This window comes from Salinicola sp. JS01, from assembly GCF_030284585.1.
Classification (GTDB): Bacteria; Pseudomonadota; Gammaproteobacteria; order Pseudomonadales; family Halomonadaceae; genus Salinicola.
Genome location: NZ_CP127244.1, coordinates 898,360 through 917,114, shown reverse-complemented (window position 1 = coordinate 917,114; position 18,755 = coordinate 898,360). Strand labels below are relative to the sequence as shown.

Annotated in this window: 15 protein-coding genes; 4 read left to right on the top strand and 11 right to left on the bottom strand. The window is 65.2% G+C overall.

Going from position 1 to position 18,755, the window contains the following annotated elements:
- The first annotated feature begins 129 nt into the window (after positions 1 to 129).
- Positions 130 to 1,116 (top strand): LysR substrate-binding domain-containing protein, encoded by a 987-nt coding sequence (locus QO259_RS04160; protein ID WP_285951915.1) that lies wholly within the window; start codon positions 130 to 132, stop codon positions 1,114 to 1,116.
- 48 nt (positions 1,117 to 1,164) lie between these two features.
- Here QO259_RS04160 and QO259_RS04155 read toward each other — a convergent pair whose 3' ends face one another.
- Together QO259_RS04155 and QO259_RS04150 are read right to left on the bottom strand one after the other, a co-directional pair.
- Positions 1,165 to 1,899 (bottom strand): Crp/Fnr family transcriptional regulator, encoded by a 735-nt coding sequence (locus QO259_RS04155; protein WP_285951914.1) that lies wholly within the window; start codon positions 1,897 to 1,899, stop codon positions 1,165 to 1,167.
- A 269-nt stretch (positions 1,900 to 2,168) separates the two neighbouring features.
- Positions 2,169 to 3,551, bottom strand: a complete 1,383-nt coding sequence (locus QO259_RS04150; protein WP_035474926.1) for an L-serine ammonia-lyase — start codon at positions 3,549 to 3,551, stop codon at positions 2,169 to 2,171.
- Positions 3,552 to 3,696: 145 nt separating this feature from the next.
- On the opposite strand from QO259_RS04150, the gene QO259_RS04145 reads away from it, so the two are divergent.
- The gene (locus QO259_RS04145; protein WP_285951913.1) at positions 3,697 to 4,653 is read left to right on the top strand and encodes a LysR substrate-binding domain-containing protein; all 957 of its coding nucleotides are present in this window, start codon (positions 3,697 to 3,699) and stop codon (positions 4,651 to 4,653) included.
- A 211-nt stretch (positions 4,654 to 4,864) separates the two neighbouring features.
- On the opposite strand, the gene QO259_RS04140 is transcribed toward QO259_RS04145, so the two are convergent.
- The 3 genes from QO259_RS04140 to QO259_RS04130 all read right to left on the bottom strand — a co-directional run bounded on the left by QO259_RS04140 (position 4,865) and on the right by QO259_RS04130 (position 8,711).
- Positions 4,865 to 5,530: a response regulator gene (locus QO259_RS04140; RefSeq protein WP_035474928.1), complete on the bottom strand. Its 666-nt coding sequence runs from the start codon at positions 5,528 to 5,530 to the stop codon at positions 4,865 to 4,867.
- Positions 5,531 to 5,917: 387 nt separating this feature from the next.
- Positions 5,918 to 7,870 carry an acetate--CoA ligase gene (gene acs, locus QO259_RS04135; RefSeq protein WP_285951912.1) on the bottom strand — a complete coding sequence of 651 codons (1,953 nt, stop codon included), beginning with the start codon at positions 7,868 to 7,870 and terminating at the stop codon, positions 5,918 to 5,920.
- A 256-nt stretch (positions 7,871 to 8,126) separates the two neighbouring features.
- Positions 8,127 to 8,711 carry a SprT family zinc-dependent metalloprotease gene (locus QO259_RS04130; protein WP_285951911.1) on the bottom strand — a complete coding sequence of 195 codons (585 nt, stop codon included), beginning with the start codon at positions 8,709 to 8,711 and terminating at the stop codon, positions 8,127 to 8,129.
- Between the two features lie 161 nt (positions 8,712 to 8,872).
- Here QO259_RS04130 and QO259_RS04125 point away from each other — a divergent pair, with 161 nt between their 5' ends.
- Entirely contained in the window at positions 8,873 to 9,571 is a 699-nt protein-coding gene (locus QO259_RS04125) for a YecA/YgfB family protein (RefSeq protein ID WP_285951910.1), read from the top strand.
- Positions 9,572 to 9,578: 7 nt separating this feature from the next.
- On the opposite strand, the gene QO259_RS04120 is transcribed toward QO259_RS04125, so the two are convergent.
- Positions 9,579 to 10,700: a phospholipase D-like domain-containing protein gene (locus QO259_RS04120; protein WP_285951909.1), complete on the bottom strand. Its 1,122-nt coding sequence runs from the start codon at positions 10,698 to 10,700 to the stop codon at positions 9,579 to 9,581.
- A gap of 163 nt (positions 10,701 to 10,863) precedes the next feature.
- Here QO259_RS04120 and plsB point away from each other — a divergent pair, with 163 nt between their 5' ends.
- Positions 10,864 to 13,293 (top strand): glycerol-3-phosphate 1-O-acyltransferase PlsB, encoded by a 2,430-nt coding sequence (plsB, locus tag QO259_RS04115; RefSeq protein ID WP_285951908.1) that lies wholly within the window; start codon positions 10,864 to 10,866, stop codon positions 13,291 to 13,293.
- A gap of 547 nt (positions 13,294 to 13,840) precedes the next feature.
- On the opposite strand, the gene QO259_RS04110 is transcribed toward plsB, so the two are convergent.
- The 5 genes from QO259_RS04110 to lgt all read right to left on the bottom strand — a co-directional run bounded on the left by QO259_RS04110 (position 13,841) and on the right by lgt (position 18,722).
- Positions 13,841 to 14,953, bottom strand: a complete 1,113-nt coding sequence (locus QO259_RS04110) for a porin (RefSeq protein ID WP_285951907.1) — start codon at positions 14,951 to 14,953, stop codon at positions 13,841 to 13,843.
- 468 nt (positions 14,954 to 15,421) lie between these two features.
- On the bottom strand, positions 15,422 to 16,372 hold the full coding sequence (locus QO259_RS04105; RefSeq protein ID WP_285951906.1) for a ProQ/FINO family protein: 951 nt from the start codon (positions 16,370 to 16,372) through the stop codon (positions 15,422 to 15,424).
- Between the two features lie 61 nt (positions 16,373 to 16,433).
- Positions 16,434 to 16,991 (bottom strand): dihydrofolate reductase, encoded by a 558-nt coding sequence (locus tag QO259_RS04100; protein ID WP_285951905.1) that lies wholly within the window; start codon positions 16,989 to 16,991, stop codon positions 16,434 to 16,436.
- Entirely contained in the window at positions 16,988 to 17,782 is a 795-nt protein-coding gene (locus QO259_RS04095; RefSeq protein WP_285951904.1) for a thymidylate synthase, read from the bottom strand. The genes QO259_RS04100 and QO259_RS04095 overlap by 4 nt, the downstream gene beginning before the upstream one ends.
- A gap of 133 nt (positions 17,783 to 17,915) precedes the next feature.
- Positions 17,916 to 18,722: a prolipoprotein diacylglyceryl transferase gene (lgt, locus tag QO259_RS04090; protein ID WP_285951903.1), complete on the bottom strand. Its 807-nt coding sequence runs from the start codon at positions 18,720 to 18,722 to the stop codon at positions 17,916 to 17,918.
- Between the last annotated feature and the right edge of the window lie 33 nt (positions 18,723 to 18,755).

Here is an 18,755-nt window from a genome sequence, read left to right as displayed (position 1 = left end):
CCTCGCCAAGGCGAGGTCTGGCGATCATCTTTGATTAGGCTTGCACGCAGTCTAGACGCTCGCCGGCTGGCAATAAATCTGAAGAAATGCACATAATCATTGCTGCACAGCAATAATCGAGGAGTCGTCATGTCGCGCTGGGAGGGGATCGAGGCGTTCGTCGCCGTGGTCAGGCTGGGCACCTTCACCCGTGCCGCGGAGTCGTTGAAGGTCTCCAGCTCGCACGTCAGCCGTCTGGTCAGCCAGCTGGAGCAGAGCCTCGGCGCACCGCTGCTCTACCGCACCACGCGCCAGATCCGTCTGACCGACGGCGGCGCGGTCTACTACGAGCACTGCCGTTCGCTGCTCGACGGCTTCCGTGAAGCCGAGGATGCGCTCAATGCGCTGCAGCCGCTGCCCCAGGGGCGTCTGGCGATCAGCTGCGCCACCACCTTCGGCGAGCGCTACATCGCGCCACTGGTCAACGAGTTCCACTGCCGCCATCCCCAGCTCGATGTCCAGCTCCACTTCACCAATCGCGCCGTGGCGCTGATCGACGAGGGCTTCGATATCGCCATTCGCATGGGGGTGCTCAAGGACTCCAGCCTGCTGGCACGGCGCCTGTGCGAGCGGCGCGAATACGTGGTCGGCTCCCCGGCCTACTTCCAGCGCGTCTCGACCCCGCACAGCCTGTCGGAGCTTTCCCACCACAACTGCCTGAGCGGCTCGCGCGACAGCTGGCTGTTCCAGGTCGACGGTATGCAGCGCGAGATTCGCGTTTCCGGCAACTGGCGCGGCAACTCGGGGCCGGCGCTGCTGGACGCGGCGCGCCGCGGTATCGGCCTGGCCCAGCTGCCGGACTATTACGTCGAGCCGGCGCTGGGGCGCGGCGAGCTGATCTCGGTGCTGGATCGCTACCAGTTCACCGACACCGCCGTGTGGGCGGTCTATCCGCGCCATCGCCAACTGTCATCGAAGATCCGACTGCTGGTCGACTTCCTGGTCGCGCGACTACCGGCGACCATCGCCGGCTGGGCCAGCGGTGATGGAGGAGGTGGTGTTGGAGATGGTGGAGATGGTGGAGATGGTGGAGATGGTGGCGTAGATCGTGACTCGGCCAGGACGGCAGCGCCGTGATGGCCGGTGCCGACCGCCTGTAGGGCAGGCACCAGCTCGCAGTCGGGATCAGTGGTTGAAGAAGTGATCGATGCCGTCGTTGAGATAGGCGTCGCCGAACTCCGCCTCGCGTGCCAGCGCGGCCGGGTCGGGCAGCTCGATGCGCTGGCGCGAGCGCAGTATCAGCCCCTCCTCGCGGAAGGTGGTCAGAGTCCGGCTGACATGCACCGACGAAAGCCCCAGCGCGTCGCCGAGATGCTGCTGCGACAGCGGTAGACGGATACTGTTGCCGTCGCGCGCATTGGTGCGCTCCAGGCGCACGAACATCTCGTAGATCAGATGGGCCAGGCGCTGACGCGCGCTGCGACGGGCCAGATTGACCAGCCGCTCGGTGAGCAGCGCCTGCTGGTGCGACGAGATGGCGAAGAAGATCGCCGACAGGGTCAGCGATTCGCGAAAGACATTGATCAAGCGGCGGTGCGGAAAGTGGCAGATGACGCCATCTTCGAGCATGGCGACGCCGGTCAGACGATCCTTGAAGGCAAACTCGCGCAGGCCGATGATGTCGCCGGGCAGATATATCTCGAGGATCTGACGCGAGCCATCCTCCATATGCCGGAAGGAGTAGGCCCAGCCGCGGCTTAAGGTGCAGAACTCACGTGCGCTGTCGCCCTCCTGCCACAGGATCTGATCGGCCTTGACCTCGCTCGGGCTCTTCTCCAGATCCGCCAGCAGCGCCTCGTCGTTCTCGGAAATTTCACCGTAGTGCTTGAAGTGACGAATGATGCAGCTGTCTTTGCTCATTTCCCTTGGCCTTGTGGTCTAACCCGCAACAGGGTGCGCGCGCTATCCAGCGTGACGACAGCGAGTCATCATCACCGATCGCGCGACGCACACCAGACTGCCCCGAGAAGCCCCAGGCACGGTCTGTGGCCGCGCCGACGCTCTCGCTGCAGGGACTCCTGGATTCAGGGATTTGATAGTGGCACAGCTCTAGCTCAATTTCCTTATCACCGTTGATATCGCCTTCACCGGCATCGCTGTCAGCGTGGCCAAGGGCAGTGTCCGGGCGCTCAGCACTCGATGGTGTTGACCGCCAGGCCGCCGCGCGAGGTCTCCTTGTACTTGTCCTGCATGTCGCGACCGGTGTCGCGCATGGTACGGATCACCTTGTCCAGCGAGACGAAGTGCTCGCCGTCACCGCGCAGCGCCATCTGGGCGGCGTTGATCGCCTTGACCGAGGCGATCGCATTGCGCTCGATGCAGGGTACCTGAACCAGCCCGGCGATCGGGTCGCAGGTCAGCCCGAGATTGTGCTCGAGGCCGATCTCGGCGGCGTTCTCGACCTGCGCCGGCGTCCCGCCGAGCAGCTCGGCCAGCCCCGCCGCGGCCATCGCGCAAGCCGACCCCACCTCGCCCTGACAGCCGACCTCGGCGCCGGAGATCGAAGCATTGGTCTTGCACAGGATGCCGATCGCCGCGGCCGCCAGCAGAAAGCGCACCACATCCTTCTCGCACGCCCCGGGCTGGAACTTCATGTAGTAGTGCAGCACCGCCGGGACGATGCCCGCCGCGCCATTGGTGGGCGCGGTGACCATGCGCCGCCCGGCAGCGTTCTCCTCGTTGACCGCCAGGGCGAAGAGGTTGACCCAGTCCATCGCCGAGAAGGTGCTGGCGATCAGCCCCTTGTCGTCGTCCAGGGCCATCAGGCGTCGGTGCAGATTGGGCGCGCGCCGACGCACGTTGAGACCACCCGGCAGCACGCCCTGCTGATCCAGGCCGCTGTCGACGCAGGCCTTCATCGCTTCCCAGATACGCCACAGCCCGGCGCGGGTCTCGGCCTCGCTGCGCCAGGCGCTCTCGTTGGCGAGCATCACGTCGCTGATCGAGAGCTCTTCGCGGCGACAGATCTCGAGCAGCTCCACGGCATTGCGGAACGGGAACGGCAGGCGCACGCCGCGGGTGGCACTCTCGCCGTGTTCGGCCTGCTCCTCGTCGACCACGAAGCCACCGCCGACCGAGTAGTAGGTGTTGGCGTAGATCGTCGCGCCGCGACGATCGCTGGCCACCAGGCGCAGCGCGTTGGTGTGGTAGTCGAGGATCTCGTCGCACCACTCGACGTCGCGGGCGGGATCGAAGTCGATGGCATGCACGCCAGCCAGCGACAGGCGATGATCGCGCTCGACGGCAGCGAGCTTGAGCGCCAGCTCGTCGGGATCGACGCTCACCGGCTGCTCGCCCATCAGCCCGCCGAGCACCGCGCTGTCGGTGTTGTGGCCCTTGCCGGTGGCGCTGAGCGAGCCATAGAGGGTGACCTGCACACGTTTGACCGGCTGCAGCAGCGCATGCTCGCGCAGCGTGGTGACGAAGGTGTGTGCGGCCTGCATCGGGCCCACGGTGTGTGAGCTGGAGGGCCCGATGCCGATCTTGAACAGGTCAAACACGCTGAAGGTCATGGTCGTCTCCCCTGGGAGCGTCGCACTGGAATCAGAAAGCGTCGTTGCGAGAACCGATGCTTGATGTAGTTTGACTTCAGTGTGCTCGCCGGTTACACCGGTCTCAATCGAATATATCTGCCCAGGGTTTTAGTCAGGCTAAATCATGGCCCAGTCACTCAATGCTCAGACCCACGCCTGGCTGAAGGTCTTCGCCGTCAGCGCCAGGCATCTTTCCTTTACCCGTGCGGCGGAGGAGCTGCACGTGACCACCGGTGCGGTCAGTCAGCAGATCAAGCAGTTGGAAGAGCGCCTGGGATTCCGGCTGTTTCGACGCCTGCCGCGACAGCTGGCGCTCACCGAGGAGGGCGAGCGCCTGGCCGGGGTGGTGTCCCAGGCCTACGATGCGGTGGGGCTGGAGATCGACCGCCTGCGCGGCGGGGTGATGAGCGGCGTGCTGCGTCTGCGCTGCCTGCCCTCGTTCCTGGCCAAGTGGCTGATGCCGCGGCTGCCGCGGCTGCAGGCGCGCTTTCCCGATATCGAGCTGCACCTGAGCGCCGAGGACAGCAACCTGTCGCTGCTCGACGGCGGGTTCGACCTGGCGATCGATCTCAACGATGGCCACTACCCCGGGCTGCAGACCTCGCCGCTGATCGACGAGCGCATCTTCGCGGTCTGCTCGCCGCAGCTGCTGCGCCGGCGCCCGCCGCTGACCCACCCCGATGCGCTGGGCTACTACCCGCTGCTGCACGATGTCACCGCCTGGCGCGGCAGCCACGACTATGCCGAATGGGAGCACTATCTGGCGGCGATCGGCGGCGAGCACGTCAATGTCCGCCGCGGCTATACCTTCAACCGCAACCAGCTCACGGTGGAGGCGGCGATCTCCGGGATGGGCGTGGCGATCGCCCGGCGTACGCTGATCGGCGACGAGCTGGAGAGCGGACGCCTGATCGCGCCCTTTGCCGGCTCGGTCGCCACCGGCAAGCGCTACGGCCTGGTCTATCAGCAGGGCGCCCTCGATGACCGCCGCGTCCGGGCGATCCACGACTGGCTGGTGGAGGAGGCCGAGCGCGGCCGGCTGACGGAGCAGCCGCTAGGCGATGCGGCTGAGGGGCATTAGGCGGGGAAGAGTCGTGGAGAAGGAAGCCACCCAACGCAGAACGCCCGCACGGCACGCACACTCTGTATACGCAGTGTGGGCGAGACGTGCGGGCGTCGCGGGGATTCGGCTGGACCGTAGCCGGTGGCGTGACCTAGTTGTGCGATAGACCAGGTTGTGCCGAGACCTGACTTTCCCTGACTTATTTTTCCCTGACTTATTTTTCCCTGACTCAGTTGTCGGCCACCTTGGGCGGGTCGATCTCGAGCTTCTGCGCGGCGATCACGGCCTGGGTGCGGGAGTGTACGCCGAGCTTGCGCAGAATGGCTGTGACGTGGGCCTTGATGGTGGCTTCGGAGACGTTCAGCTCGTAGGCGATCTGCTTGTTGAGCAGCCCCTCGGTGAGCATGTTGAGCACGCGGAACTGCTGCGGGGTGAGCGAGGCGATCGCTTCGGCGAAGCGGGCGTCTTCCTCGTTGCCCTCGCCCATCGCATCGGCCATCTCGGCGGGCAGCCACACTTCCCCCTTGAGCACTTCACCGATCGCCTCGGCGATGGCGTCGAGCGAGGCCGACTTGGGAATGAAGCCGGAAGCGCCGTAGTCGATGGCGCGACGCACCACGTCGAGCTCTTCGCTGCCCGAGACCACGGTGACCGGGATATCCGGCATCTGACCGCGCAGTTGAATGAGCCCGGAAAAACCGTGCGCCCCCGGCATGTGCAGATCGAGCAGGATGAGATCGGCATCCGGGTGACGCGTCACCACCTCGGTGGTCGCTTCCATGGTATCCGCTTCGACGATTTCCGCCTGGGGCGATACCTGGCGCAGCGCCTGATTGAGCGCCGCCCGGAAGAGTGGGTGGTCATCGGCAACGATGAATTTCTGGGCAAAAGCCATTGAATCTCCTCCGGGACTGTCGAAACGTCGAGCGAGTTCGGGGCATGTGGCTCGTCAACGGACAAAGTGGTTCAACTTTGGATTAATGGCATGTTACCCCATGCAATCGTCGATTCCCAAGCCTCAAATCGAAGCGCTAAAAAACCGCCGACTGACGGCGCTGAGGAGCGCTTCTGCACGCTGAAAACCGGGCGTAAAAAGCCTCTCTCCCGGTCACAAAGAAGGGGGATGACTCGCGCTAGCGACTTAACCCAGGATAATGACGATGCCGCGTCTTTATCCGCAACGCTCGGATTAAAAGCATGGGCATCGACATAGCCACGAACCACTCATTTAGTCATACAGATGAAACCGGGCTTATCGAGTAAGCCCGGTGTCTACACCTTTTCACGACTTGATATGCCTATTCTCGATCAGATCCTCGACCACGCTGGGATCGGCCAGCGTCGAGGTATCGCCGAGACCGTCGCACTCGTTGGCCGCGATCTTGCGCAGGATACGCCGCATGATCTTGCCCGAACGCGTCTTGGGCAGCCCCGGCGCCCACTGGATCACATCCGGCGTGGCGATCGGCCCGATGTCCTTGCGTACCCACTGCTTGAGGGTCTGCTTGAGTTCATCGCTGGGTTCGACATCGTCGTTGAGCGTCACATAGACGTAGATGCCCTGCCCCTTGATATCGTGGGGGTAGCCCACCACCGCGGCCTCGGCCACGTCAGGATGGGCGACCAGCGAGGATTCGATCTCGGCCGTGCCCATGCGGTGGCCGGAGACGTTGAGCACATCGTCGATCCGCCCGGTGATCCAGTAGTCGCCGTCGGCATCGCGACGGCAGCCGTCGCCGGTGAAGTAGACGCCCTCGTAGGTCGAGAAGTAGGTCTGCACGAAGCGTTCGTGATTGTTCCAGATCGAGCGCGCCTGACCCGGCCAGGAGTCCAGAATCACCAGGTTGCCGTCGGTCGCCCCTTCGAGGCGGTTGCCGTCGTTGTCGAGCAGTGCCGGCTGCACGCCGAAAAACGGCTTGGTCGCACAGCCCGGCTTGAGATCGGTGGCGCCGGGCAGCGGCGTGATCATGTGCCCGCCGGTCTCGGTCTGCCACCAAGTATCGACGATCGGGCAGCGCGAGTTGCCCACTACGCGATAGAACCAGTCCCACGCTTCGGGATTGATCGGCTCGCCGACGGTACCCAGCACGCGCAGGGTCTCGCGCCGGCTGTCGTCCATGATGCGCTCGCCGTGGGCCATCAGCGAGCGGATCGCGGTGGGCGAGGTATAGAGGATCGAGACCTCGTGCTTGTCGACGATCTGGCCGATCCGCCCGTGACTCGGGTAGGTCGGCACGCCCTCGAACATCAGCGTGGTGGCGCCGTTGGCCAGTGGCCCGTAGACGATATAGCTGTGGCCGGTGATCCAGCCCACGTCCGCGGCGCACCAGTAGACCTCGCCATCGTGGTAGTCGAAGACGGCACGGTGGGTCAACGCAGCGTAGAGCAGGTAGCCACCGGAGGTGTGCTTGAGCCCTTTCGGCGTGCCGGTGGAACCGGAGGTGTAGAGGATGAACAGCGGGTCCTCGGCGTTCATGGTCTCCGCCGGGCACTCCTCGGACTGCGCGTCGACCTGCTCGTGGAACCACCGGTCGCGGCCTTCATGCCAGGCGATCTCGCCACCGGTGCGCTTGACCACCAGCACATGCTCGACCACATCGGTGCCGTCGCGGGTCAGCGCCGCGTCGACGTTGTCCTTCAGCGGTACCTGCTTGCCACCGCGCACCGACTCGTCGGCGGTGATCACGATGCGTGACTGGGAGTCGACGATACGTCCGGCCAGGGCATCCGGCGAGAAGCCGCCGAACACCACCGAGTGCACCGCGCCAATGCGCGCGCAGGCGAGCATCGCCATCGCCGCCTCCGGCACCATCGGCATATAGAGGGTGACGGTATCGCCCTTGCCAACGCCCATGGCCTTCAGCGCGTTGGCCAGCTGCGAGACCCGGGCATGCAGCTGGCGATAGGTGATCACCTTGTGCTCGTTGGGATCGTCGCTTTCCCAGATGATCGCGGCCTGATCACCACGCGTCTCCAGGTGGCGGTCGAGACAGTTGTAGGCGACGTTGAGTTCGCCATCCTCGAACCAGCGAATATCGACGTTGTCCGAGGCGAAGGAGGTGTTCTTGATGCGGGTCGGCGAGCGGCTCCACTCGAGCGCCTGGGCCTGCTCGCGCCAGAACCCCTCGGGGTCCTCGACCGACTGGCGATAGAGTGTCTCGTAGCGCTCGCGATCGAACCAGGCCTTGTCTGCCAGCGCTTGGTCGACAGGATAGACCCGCTGCTGCTCGCTCATGGCGATCTCCCCTTTTATTCGGATTCGAGACTTTTACTCGGATTCGAGAGCCGGCGCGCCGACTTCCGGCGACCCACACGACCCCCGCTGTCATGGTGAAAGCTCAATCAGCTCAATGCGATAGCGGATCGGCTACGAAGACCGCCAGCATATAACGCTGGCGACGGTCACCCCCTATTAGACCTTCGTCTGGTCTCAACCTAGATCACTGGGCCAGCCGCGGCCAGCGGCGGTCGCCCCGCCCCTTGCGCCATGGCTAGTCGGCTGGGTGGTCGGTATCGTACCCGAGATAGTCCAGCTCTCCGCGGCAGCGGCGGCAGCGGTAGCGAGTGCCGCGCTGGGCGCCAGCGTGGCGCCGCGCACTGAAACGGTGGGGCTGTGTACAGCGGCAGCGATAGAGATAGGGCGTGGGGCTGGCCCGGGCCACGTCGAAACGGTGGGTGACGCTCGGCGCCAACCCGTAGAGACCACGCATCACGCGCTGCCACTCACGCCCATGGGGCCGAGCGCGAAGCCCCTCGTCGAGATGGAACACCAGCCAGTGGGCCATCTCGTGGGGCACGATCTCATCCATGAAGGCGGCCCGATTCTCGTCGAGCAGGGTGGCATTGAAGCGCAGCCCGCCGCGCTGATAGTGCGCCTGCCCGGCGCTGCGGCCGCGCAGGTCGAACCAGATGCGCGGGCGCGGCAACCCGGGGTGGACCTCCCGAGCCAGCTGCCAGGCGCGCTCGGCGCGCGCGACCAGAGCCTGCTGCAGGGCAGTGCGATCCAGCCGCGCCAGGGCGTGCGGATCGGCAGGGGCGAGTGCGGGCGTGCGCGGTGACGGTGAAGGCGAAGTCATGGGGCGGTCGCGTGGCATGGCTGAGTATCGATGACGGCGGTCGCTAGGGTCGATCGCTGCGGGCAGGCGATGATCGGGAAGCCGGTGGTAGAATGCCGCCAACGACGGAAGGCGTCCAGCGCCCCCGCAACGTGATTCTTCACCTCAGTCCAGGAGCCCTCATGTCCGACGACCACGACGACGCCATCGCCAGCCATCCGCCGCTGGACGATAACGGCCTGGCGAGGCTCGACGAGCTCCTCGCCCCCGAGCAGTTGGGCGAGGAAGCCCCCGACGTGGTCAGCGCCCACGGCTTTCTGGTCGCCCTGGCCGTGGCACCCCAGTCGCCGCCCCAGGCGCAGTGGCTGGCGGAGCTGTTCGAGACGGCCCCCGCGTTCGCCGAGCTGGAAGCACGCGACGAAGCGGTCGCCCTGATGGAGACCCTGACACGCCAGGCCGGCGATATTCTCGAGCGCGGCGAGTGGCTCGAGCTGCCGTTCGACAGCGAGCTAGACGACGACGGTGAGATGGCCGCCGCCATCGAGGATTGGTGCGCGGGCTTCATGCAGGCCGTATTTCTCGATGAAGCGACCTGGTTCGCCCAGGACGAATCCCACGTCGCCGCCCTGCTGCTGCCCTTCATGGCGCTCTCGGGGCTGTTCGAGGAGGAGCCGGACATGGCCGAGATGGTCGCCGACGAGGCGCAGTTCAGCGCCCTGGCCGCCCAGTTGCCAGAGCTGACCCTCGATCTCTACCTGCATTTTCGCGTACCGCCGGAGCCACCCAAGCGCGGCCCGGGCAAGTCGGGTGGGAAACAGACAGGCAAGTCCCGCGGCGGTGCGCGCCAGGGCGGCGCCAGGCAGCGCGGCGGCAAGCGCTGAGGCGCCGCTACTTGAGCCGCGTCATCCAGGCGTTGAGGGTGCCGAACGCCCATTCACGCACCCGCTGCCACCAGGGTCGGCGACGCCAGGAGGCGGCGTCGATCCGCTGACTGGCGGCGAAGTTGCGCTGGAACAGCTGGGCGACCTCGGCGGCAAAGGCGCTATCCTCGATCTCCTGATTGGCCTCGAGATTCCACTGCAGGCTCCAGTGGTCGAAGTTGCACGAGCCCAGCGAGACCCAGTCGTCGACGACACAGAACTTGGCGTGGATGAAGTTGGGCTGGAACTCGTAGATCTGCACGCCGGCCTTGAGCAAGCGCCCGTAGAAGCGCTGCCCGGCGTAACGGATACCCGGATGGTCGTGATGCCCACCGGCGAGCAGCAGACGCACGTCGATGCCGCGCCGCGCGGCCTGGGCCAGCTGGCGGCGCAGGCTCAAGGTGGGCACGAAATAGGGCGTGCACAGCCACAGCCGCTGGCGCGCGGTGGAGATGCGCCCGTGGAGCGACAGCCGGATCGCCTGATAGCGATGGCCGCGCCCGGAGATCACCCGCCCGCGGGCGCCCTCTCCCACCACCTCTTGCGGCGCCGGCGGCAGGTGCGGCGAGAGCCTCGCCCGCGAACGCCCGCCCCGGGTCAGCGGTGAGTCCCACACCTGCGCGAACAGGCGCATCCAGTCGTGGACCACCGGCCCCTCGACGCGCACCGCCACCTCGTACCAGGCATCCACGAACTCGTCGACGATGCCGAAACCGCCGGTGAAGGCCACCTCGCCGTCGACCACCACCAGCTTGCGGTGGTCGCGCATCAGGTTGCCGCCCAGGCGAGTGACCGAGAGCGGGTTGAAGAAACGCAGTTCGACCCCGGCGGCGCGCAGGCGCTGGCGGTCGCGCCGCGCCAGCCCCATGCTACCGACGCCGTCGAGCATCATCCGCACCGCCACGCCGCGAGCTACCGCGGCCTCCAGCGTCTGCACGAAGCGTTCGGCCAGCGCCCCGGACTCCATCAGATAGAGTTCGATCCACAGCTGTTCGCGCGCGCCCTCGATCGCCGCTCGCATGGCCGGCCAAAAGCGTTTGCCTTCCGGGAGTAGCTCGAAGCGATTGCCGCCCTTCCATATTGCGCGCATGCCATTTTCCGCCGATCGTATCGGCCCCGATTGACGCACGTTTCGCCGCGCCAGAAAAGAGCCAGCCCCGCCGCTGTCGATGGCAGGCTGCCGCGATACCGTGCGCGCCATCGTCGGCGCCGGCGGATATCGCTATACTCATGAATTTGCGAGGGCTTCAAGCATGCGGTCATTCAGCGGCACGGGGCGACTGTGGCATCGCTTGATGGGCGCCAGCGTGCGCCGCTGGCTCGGCTTCCGTCTGATCGAACCCGACCCGATAGCCCTCGACCCCGAACCGGTCACGCTCTACGTCATTCCGCATCCGGCGCTCAGCGACGAGCTCGCAGTGGCTCAACTGACCCGCAAGCTGGGGCTACCCAACGCCGGCCGTCGGGTCGAGTTGAATGGGCTCACGCTGCCGGCCTGCCTGCCGCTGCCGCGCCTGCGCCGCACCTGGCGCGGCGTCAAGACCCAAGGTACAGAGTCGCTGGGCCCGCTGCTCGCCGTACTCGAACAGAACCCCACGCTGGACGTGCAGCTGGTGCCGGTGAGCGTGTTCTGGAGCCGCGCCCCGGGCAAGGACTTCGGCTTCTGGAAGATGCTCGCCGCCGATGACTGGGCCTGGAGCGGGCGCCTGCGCCGCCTGCTGTCGCTGCTCGTCAACGGCCGCCACCTGGAAGCCCACCTGGGCGAACCGATCCGCCTGCGAGCGCTGCTCGACGATCCGCAGACCCGGCTGACCCAGCGCACCCTGGCGCGCGTGCTGCGAGTCCACTTTCGCCGCGTGCGTGCGAGAGTGCTGGGCCCCGATATCTCCCACCGCCGCACCCTGGTCCGCGGCGTGGTGGGCAGCCCTGCGGTACGGCAGGCGATCGACGAAGCCGCTTCCGCCAATCGCAGCAACACGCTCAAGGAGCGCAAGCGTGCCGAGCGCTATGCGCGCGAGATCGCTTCCAACATGTCCTACCCGGTGCTGCGCTTTCTGTATGAGCTGCTCAAGCGGCTGTGGAACCGGCTCTATGATGGCGTCGACGTTCATGGCCTCGACGCGGTCAAGGCGATCGCCGGCGAGCGCACTCTGGTCTATGTGCCCTGCCATCGTAGCCACGTCGATTACCTGCTGCTCTCCTACGTGCTCTATCGCGAAGGCTTGATGCCCCCGCACATCGCCGCCGGACGCAACCTCGACATGCCGCTGATCGGACCGCTGCTGCGCCGCGGCGGCGCCTTCTTCATGCGCCGCAGCTTCAAGGACAACCGGCTCTACGCCGCGGTATTCAACGAGTACCTGCACCGATTGATCGCCCGCGGCCAGCCGATCGAGTACTTCATCGAGGGCGGGCGCTCGCGCACCGGTCGCATGCTCGACCCGCGCCCCGGCATGCTGGCGATGACGCTGCGCTCGTTCGTGCGCGACGCCACCCGTGACGTCGCCTTCGTGCCGGTCTACATCGGCTACGAGAAGGTGCTCGAGAGCAACGCCTATCTGCGCGAGCTGCGCGGCGGTAGCAAGAAGAAGGAGTCGCCGCTGGATCTGGTGCACGTATTGCGCCATCTGCGCCAGCCCCACGGCCGGGTCGCGGTCAACGTCGGCGAACCGCTGTCGCTGACCGATTTTCTCGATGGCATTGCTCCCGCCTGGCGGGAGGAGCGCAGCCAGCCTCGTCCCGAGTGGCTCAAGCAAGCGGTGCCACAGCTGGGTCGAGCGCTTTCCGAGCGCATCAACGATGGCGCCACGATCAATGCCGTCTCGCTGGTGGCGATGGCGCTGCTGGCGACGCCGCACCACACCATCGAATCCGACCTGCTGGCGCATCAGGTGGCACTGCTGGTGCGGCTGCAGCAGCGTGTGCCGGGCAGCCCGAACTGCCGCCTGCCGGCGGGCGACGCCGCCGCCTGGATCGACCAGGTGGAATCACTCGGCTTCATCCAGCGCCGCCCCCAGGCGCTGGGCGAGCTGATCAGCGCCACGCCCGAGCAGGCCACGCTGCTCACCTGGTATCGCAACAACGTGCTGCACCTGTTCACGCATGTCGGGCTGGTGGCCTTCGCCTTCCGCAACAACGTGGCATTCTGCCTCGATGAACTCGACACCCTGCTGGCACCGGCGTGGCCGCTGATCGCCCGCGAGCTCAACGCCCGCGAGGTGGCGGATCATCGCCAGCACCTGGCCGCCACCCTGGATGCCTTGAGCGCCGAAGGGCTGCTCAAGCAGAGTGGCGGCGAGTGGCGCCGCCAGCCCGGCCACCTGGAAGCCAGCGAGCAATTGCGCCTGCTCGGCCAGCCGATCCAGCCGACGCTCGAACGTACCTACCTGCTACTGGCCTCGCTGCTGCGCTACCCGAGTGGTGAACTGACCCGCGAGACGCTGGAGGAGCACAGCCGTCAGCTGGCCGAACGGCTGACGCTACTGGCCGGGCTCAACGCGCCGGAATTCTTCGACAAGCGGCTCTTCTCGGCCCTGCTGGAAACCCTCGAGGCGCAGGGTTGGCTGCGGGTGGAAGCGGATCGGCTGCACTACGACGAGGCGCTGATGCGCGCGCAGAAGCGCAGCCGCACGCTGTTCGATCCGGAACTGCGCCACCGGCTGGTGCGGCTCACCCGGCAGTGAGCCGGGCCGGTCTGCGTGCTGCTCGTGCGCTCGTTCGGGTAGAGATTGAAGATTCATTCATACCCACTTCTGCCCTCATTTCTGCCTACCCCACGCGCTGTTCAGATGCAGCGAGCATCGGCCGTGGAGATAGGTTCCCTACCACGGTGTCAAAGCGGTTTCAGGGGCAGTAAGCGCTATTCACAATGATCACATGGGCTTCGATGATCTCTGCCGCGCGTCCATCAGCCTGGCGCTGACACTCACCCGGCGATGTAAATAGACGCGAAAAGACGACAAGAAAAGCGGTCCTGCAAGACGTGGTAAAAGGCGTCGTATCTGATACACGACAATGCCGGAAAAACTCGTAACAGCTCAGAAAACGCCCTTTAAACGGACGACGACAACGGTGGTATCAGGCAAGCAGCGGCATCGAGATCGATGCCATCGGCTACGCAGGCCGGCGAGAGAAAATAATCGAGTTCGCTGACAGACAGATACGAAAAAGCCGGCCCAAGGGCCGGCTTCGTTCGAACGAGCGGCCGGAGCCGCTCGTGTCGGGTATCGCTTAGAAGCTGTAGACAGCACCCACAGCGACGCCGTTGCCCACGTCTGCGTCCTGGTCATACATAGCGCCTTCGATGAAGGTGTACATGGCCGGAGACAGGTTGTAGGTGGCGCCCAGAACGACTTCGTTGAAAGAGTCGTCATCGCCTTCGACGATGTAGGAGTTCTGCTCTGCATCGATGTACTGGTAGGCGCCGTACAGATCGCCGTAACCGTAGCCCCAACGCGCGCCCAGCGCGTAGAAGTCGGCATCAGTATCTTTCTCGTCACCGTCGAAACGCTCGACCTTGGCAGCCAGGCGCAGGGTATCGATAGTGTACTGAGCGGTCACACCGTACTGGTCACCGGCGTCGTAATGCTGACCCGCAACCAGACCGGAGTCCGGACCGGCAGACTTGACGGTACCGTCGTAGATGCCGAGGTTGTCATACACAGCAGCGATGGAGAAAGCACCAACCGCGTACTTCAGACCGCCATAGAAAGAGGCATCGTTGTCGCGATCGACACTGTAATTGCTGTTACGCACGGAACCGTTGTCCGGATCGAAGCTGTAGCCGCCGAACGAGGTTTCGTCACCGTCGCCCTTGTACTGGGTGCCGACGGCAAACTGCAGGCCAGCCCAGACCGGAGACATATACTGCAGTTTGTCGCCTTCACGGTCGTTGGAGCCAACCTTGTTGATGCCCGAGTTGGAATCGGAAACATCGAAGTATTCGTTGTTGGAGATCGGATCCTGGATCCAGTCGTCGATCAGCGGATCCCAAGAGCCGAGACGCAGATCACCGAAGTTACCCTTCAGACCCAGGTAAGCCTGGTCACCCTTGTTCAGGCCGCCACGAATTTTCTCTTCGTCGGCGTTGTGCTCGAACTCGGCCTTGAAGTAGCCGGTCAGGCCCGGGTTGATGACGTGCTGACCGGAGAAGCCGACGGTAGAACCGTTGTCGAACAGCTCGTCTTGGGTCTCAGACCCAGTATCGATGGACTTGTAGGCGATCTGGATGTTGCCGTAGATGTCGAGCTGCGTGCCGTCCTGGTTGTAGACAGTCGCCGCCTGAGCCGCAGCGGAGGCGCCCAGGGCACCAGCAATAGCAGTCGCTAAGAGCGTCTTTTTCATCGCGATAGGTTCCTTAACTAGCTTACTGTTCGATCGTGTCTGCAGATGCAGTCGGCTTCGGTGCCTTCAACCAGCTTCGTCACGCGAACGAATGACGGCTGCGGAACTCTGAAGCCTTGTTATTGTCCAATGCTCGCCGAGAAACCATATACTGGACGTGTGGCGAACGCAACAAGAAAAAAACACTGTTTTCGTTGCTCGCCGCGCGGCCCTCAAAGGCCCTGGCGCTCGTACTTTGCGCCATCATCGGCGGCTGAGAGACGTCATCACGCTAGCGTCGAGCGATGTCATTTCAATGACATGGACGCGACACTCGGCGACTGACGCCTCACGCCGGGCGCACCATAGCGCCCGAATCGGCCAGGCAAAATACGACGAAAGTGTTATCTCGTTTGGCGTGACACGGCCGACATGATCGACACCTGTGGCGCTCTTGCCACAGCGCCTACGGCCGATCGCTATCCCGTCTCAGCTTTCGTGACGGCCATGCTTGGCCAGCAGCTCGCCGATCTTGCGGTCGAGCTTATCGGCGCGCTGGCGGGTCTCCTTCACCTGCTTCTTCTTCTGCAACGCTTCCAGCTGGCGCTTGGCGTGCTTGGCCTCTTCGGCACTGACCACGTCGCTGTCGGCGCCCTGAAGATCGACCCGGCGCGCGCCCTCGCGCACCGATTTCAGATAGCGCGGCAGGTGGACATAGCAGGCCAGCGCTCGCCGCACCAGCTTCTCGGGCCAGGGCTCGCAGGCGCAGAGATCGAGATGAATACCGGTCTTGAGCGGGCGGGTATGCCCCTTGAAGAACGCCTTGGGGTAGCGCTTGTACCATTGGGCCAGCAGCGCATGCGGCGAGGGCGCCTCGTGCTCGGCGCCGAATGCCAGCGTGCTCTGGGCAGAGCCCGTATCAGTAGGCTCGGCGCCGCCTGCGCCATTCGCGTCCTCGGCTGGATCGGTACTTGCCCGCGGTAGCGAAGGCGCTGATGAAGCGCTCGCCGAGGCGGATTCCGGGGCATCAATGGCGCCGGAATCCGGCGTTGCCCGCGCCACGGAGGCGGCCGGCGCGGCCGGGGCCTCGGGATCAGTGGAGACCTCGGCTGACGCGGGCGGCGTCGAGGTGAGACGCTGCAGCGGCGAAGGCCCCCGCCGCGAGGCTTCGTCGGCGCCCTCCTCCCGCGGCCGCGAGCGGCGGAAAGCCAGATTGCCCAGGCCACGCACCCGGGTGCCACCGTCGGGATCTTCAGGGTGGGCATGGCCGCCGGCGATCAGGGGATCGAGCTCGGCCAGCGCCAGCAGGCGCTCCTTGAGCGCGCGGTTTTCCGATGCGAGCGTCCTGCTGCGTTCCCGCTCGGCCTCCAGCGCTGCCTGGCTGGCGTCGATCTTGCGCTCGATCTCCGCCAGCAGCGCCTGTGTTCGTTCCGTCAACACGGCCTCACTCCTCCCTCGCTTGTGCGGCGACCCGCGCGTCGGACGCGCGGGCCGTTCAAACTCAGCCAGCGCTTCCCGCCCGGCGGTAGTGGACAAAAGCATAATCCGGTTGGCCCGGCTTGGCAGCCCCGGGCTCGCGCCCGATCTCCTGCCACTCGGCGGCGTCGAACGCGGGAAAGTGCGCATCGCCGTCGAGCGTCACCGCGACCTCGGTGAGATAGAGACGCGATGCCACCGGCAGCGCTTGGGCGTAGATCTCGCCCCCGCCCATCACCATGATCTCGTCGGCACCGTCGATCAACGCCTGCTGATCGGCGAGCGCTAGCGCCGCGGCCAGATCGTGGCACACCCGGACACCCGCGTGGCGATAGCTCGACGAGCGCGTGATCACGATATTCAGCCGACCGGGCAACGCCCGCCCGATCGACTCGAAGGTCTTGCGCCCCATCACCAGCGGCTTGCCCAGTGTCAGCGCCTTGAAGTGCTTGAGATCCTCGGGCAGATACCAGGGCAACTGATTGTCCACGCCGATGACCCGATTCTGCGATAGTGCGGCGATCATCGCCACCGGGGTGTCAAGTTCGGCGCGCAGGGCGCTGTGGGAAGTCGAATCACTCATACAGCGATAGGCGCCTTGATCGCCGGGTGGGCGCGATAGTCTTCGATCGCAATGTCTTCGAAACGGAACGCGAACAGGTCATCGATCTCGGGATTGAGCCGCAGCCTCGGCAGCGCCAGCGGCTCGCGGCTCAACTGTAGCCGGGCCTGATCGAGATGATTGAGATAGAGGTGCGCGTCACCCAGGGTGTGCACGAACTCCCCCGGTTCGAGACCGCAGACCTGCGCCACCATGTGAGTCAGCAGCGCATAGCTGGCGATATTGAACGGTACTCCGAGAAAGATATCGGCGCTGCGCTGATAGAGCTGGCACGACAGCCGCCCCTCGGCGACGTAGAACTGGAACAGCGCATGACACGGCGGCAGCGCCATCTCGTCGACCAGCGCCGGATTCCAGGCCGAGACGATATGCCGGCGGGAGTCCGGGTGACGGCGAATCTGCTCGACCACCTTGGCGATCTGGTCGATCGACTCGCCGTCCGGCGCCGGCCAGCTGCGCCACTGATAGCCGTAGACCGGCCCCAGGTCGCCATTGGCATCCGCCCACTCGTCCCAGATGGTGACATTGTGCTCATGCAGATAGGCGATGTTGGTGTCGCCACGCAGAAACCACAAAAGCTCATGGATGATCGAGCGCAGATGCAGCTTCTTGGTCGTCACCAGCGGAAAACCCTGGCTCAGATCGAAGCGCATCTGATGGCCAAAGACGCTCAGCGTGCCGACACCGGTGCGGTCGGCTTTCTCGATGCCGCTATCCAGCACCCGTTGCATCAGATCGAGATAAGGCCGCATGGGGCTTGCACTCCTTGACTAGCGGCGCCGCGGGCCGATGACGACAGCCGCGCGGCGCTTGAAATCGAATGTCTCGCGCGCCTGGCAACCCGCGCGCTCAGGCATCGCTACGCGCGGGTAACGCCGGACGCGTTCAGTCGGCGGTGCGCTCGGCGCGGGCGTCGTCGACCGCGTTGCGGCGGGACCATACCACCAGTGCCGCACCGGCCAGGATCATCGGTAGCGACAACAGCTGTCCCATGGTCAACCAGCCGAAGGCGATGAAACCGAGCTGCGGATCCGGCTGACGGAAGAACTCCGACAAAAAGCGGAAGCAGCCGTAACAGATCAGGAAAAGCCCGGAGACGAAACCGCGCCTGCGTGGGGTCAGCGAGACCAGCCAGAGAATGGTGAACAGTACCACACCCTCAAGAAAGAACTGATATAGCGACGACGGATGCCGCCCCTGCCCGCCCATGCCGGGGAACACCAGGGCCCAGGGCACGTCGGTGACGCGCCCGGGCAGCTCGTGATTGATGAAGTTGCCGATACGCCCGGCGCCCAGCCCGATCGGCACCAGCGGTGCGACGAAGTCGGTGAGCTGGAAGAACGCCAAGCCATGCTTGCGGGCGAACAGCAGCGAGGCGATCAGCACCCCGATCAGGCCGCCATGGAAGCTCATGCCGCCATCCCAGACCTGGAACACCCACAGCGGGTTTTCGATCAGGCGATCGAAGCCGTAGAACAGCGCATAGCCCAGGCGGCCGCCCAGCACCACGCCCAGCGCGCCGTAGAACAGCATGTCGCCGATATCATCGGGCTTGACTCCTAATCGCGCTGCACGCAGACGCCCCAGCCACCAGGCACCGACGAAGCCGACGACATACATCAGCCCGTACCAGTGAACCTTGAGAGGCCCCAGCGAGACGGCGATGGGATCGATATCGGGGTAGGCCAGCATGCGCGCTCCTTCGGCAGCAGGGGTCGAGATCGT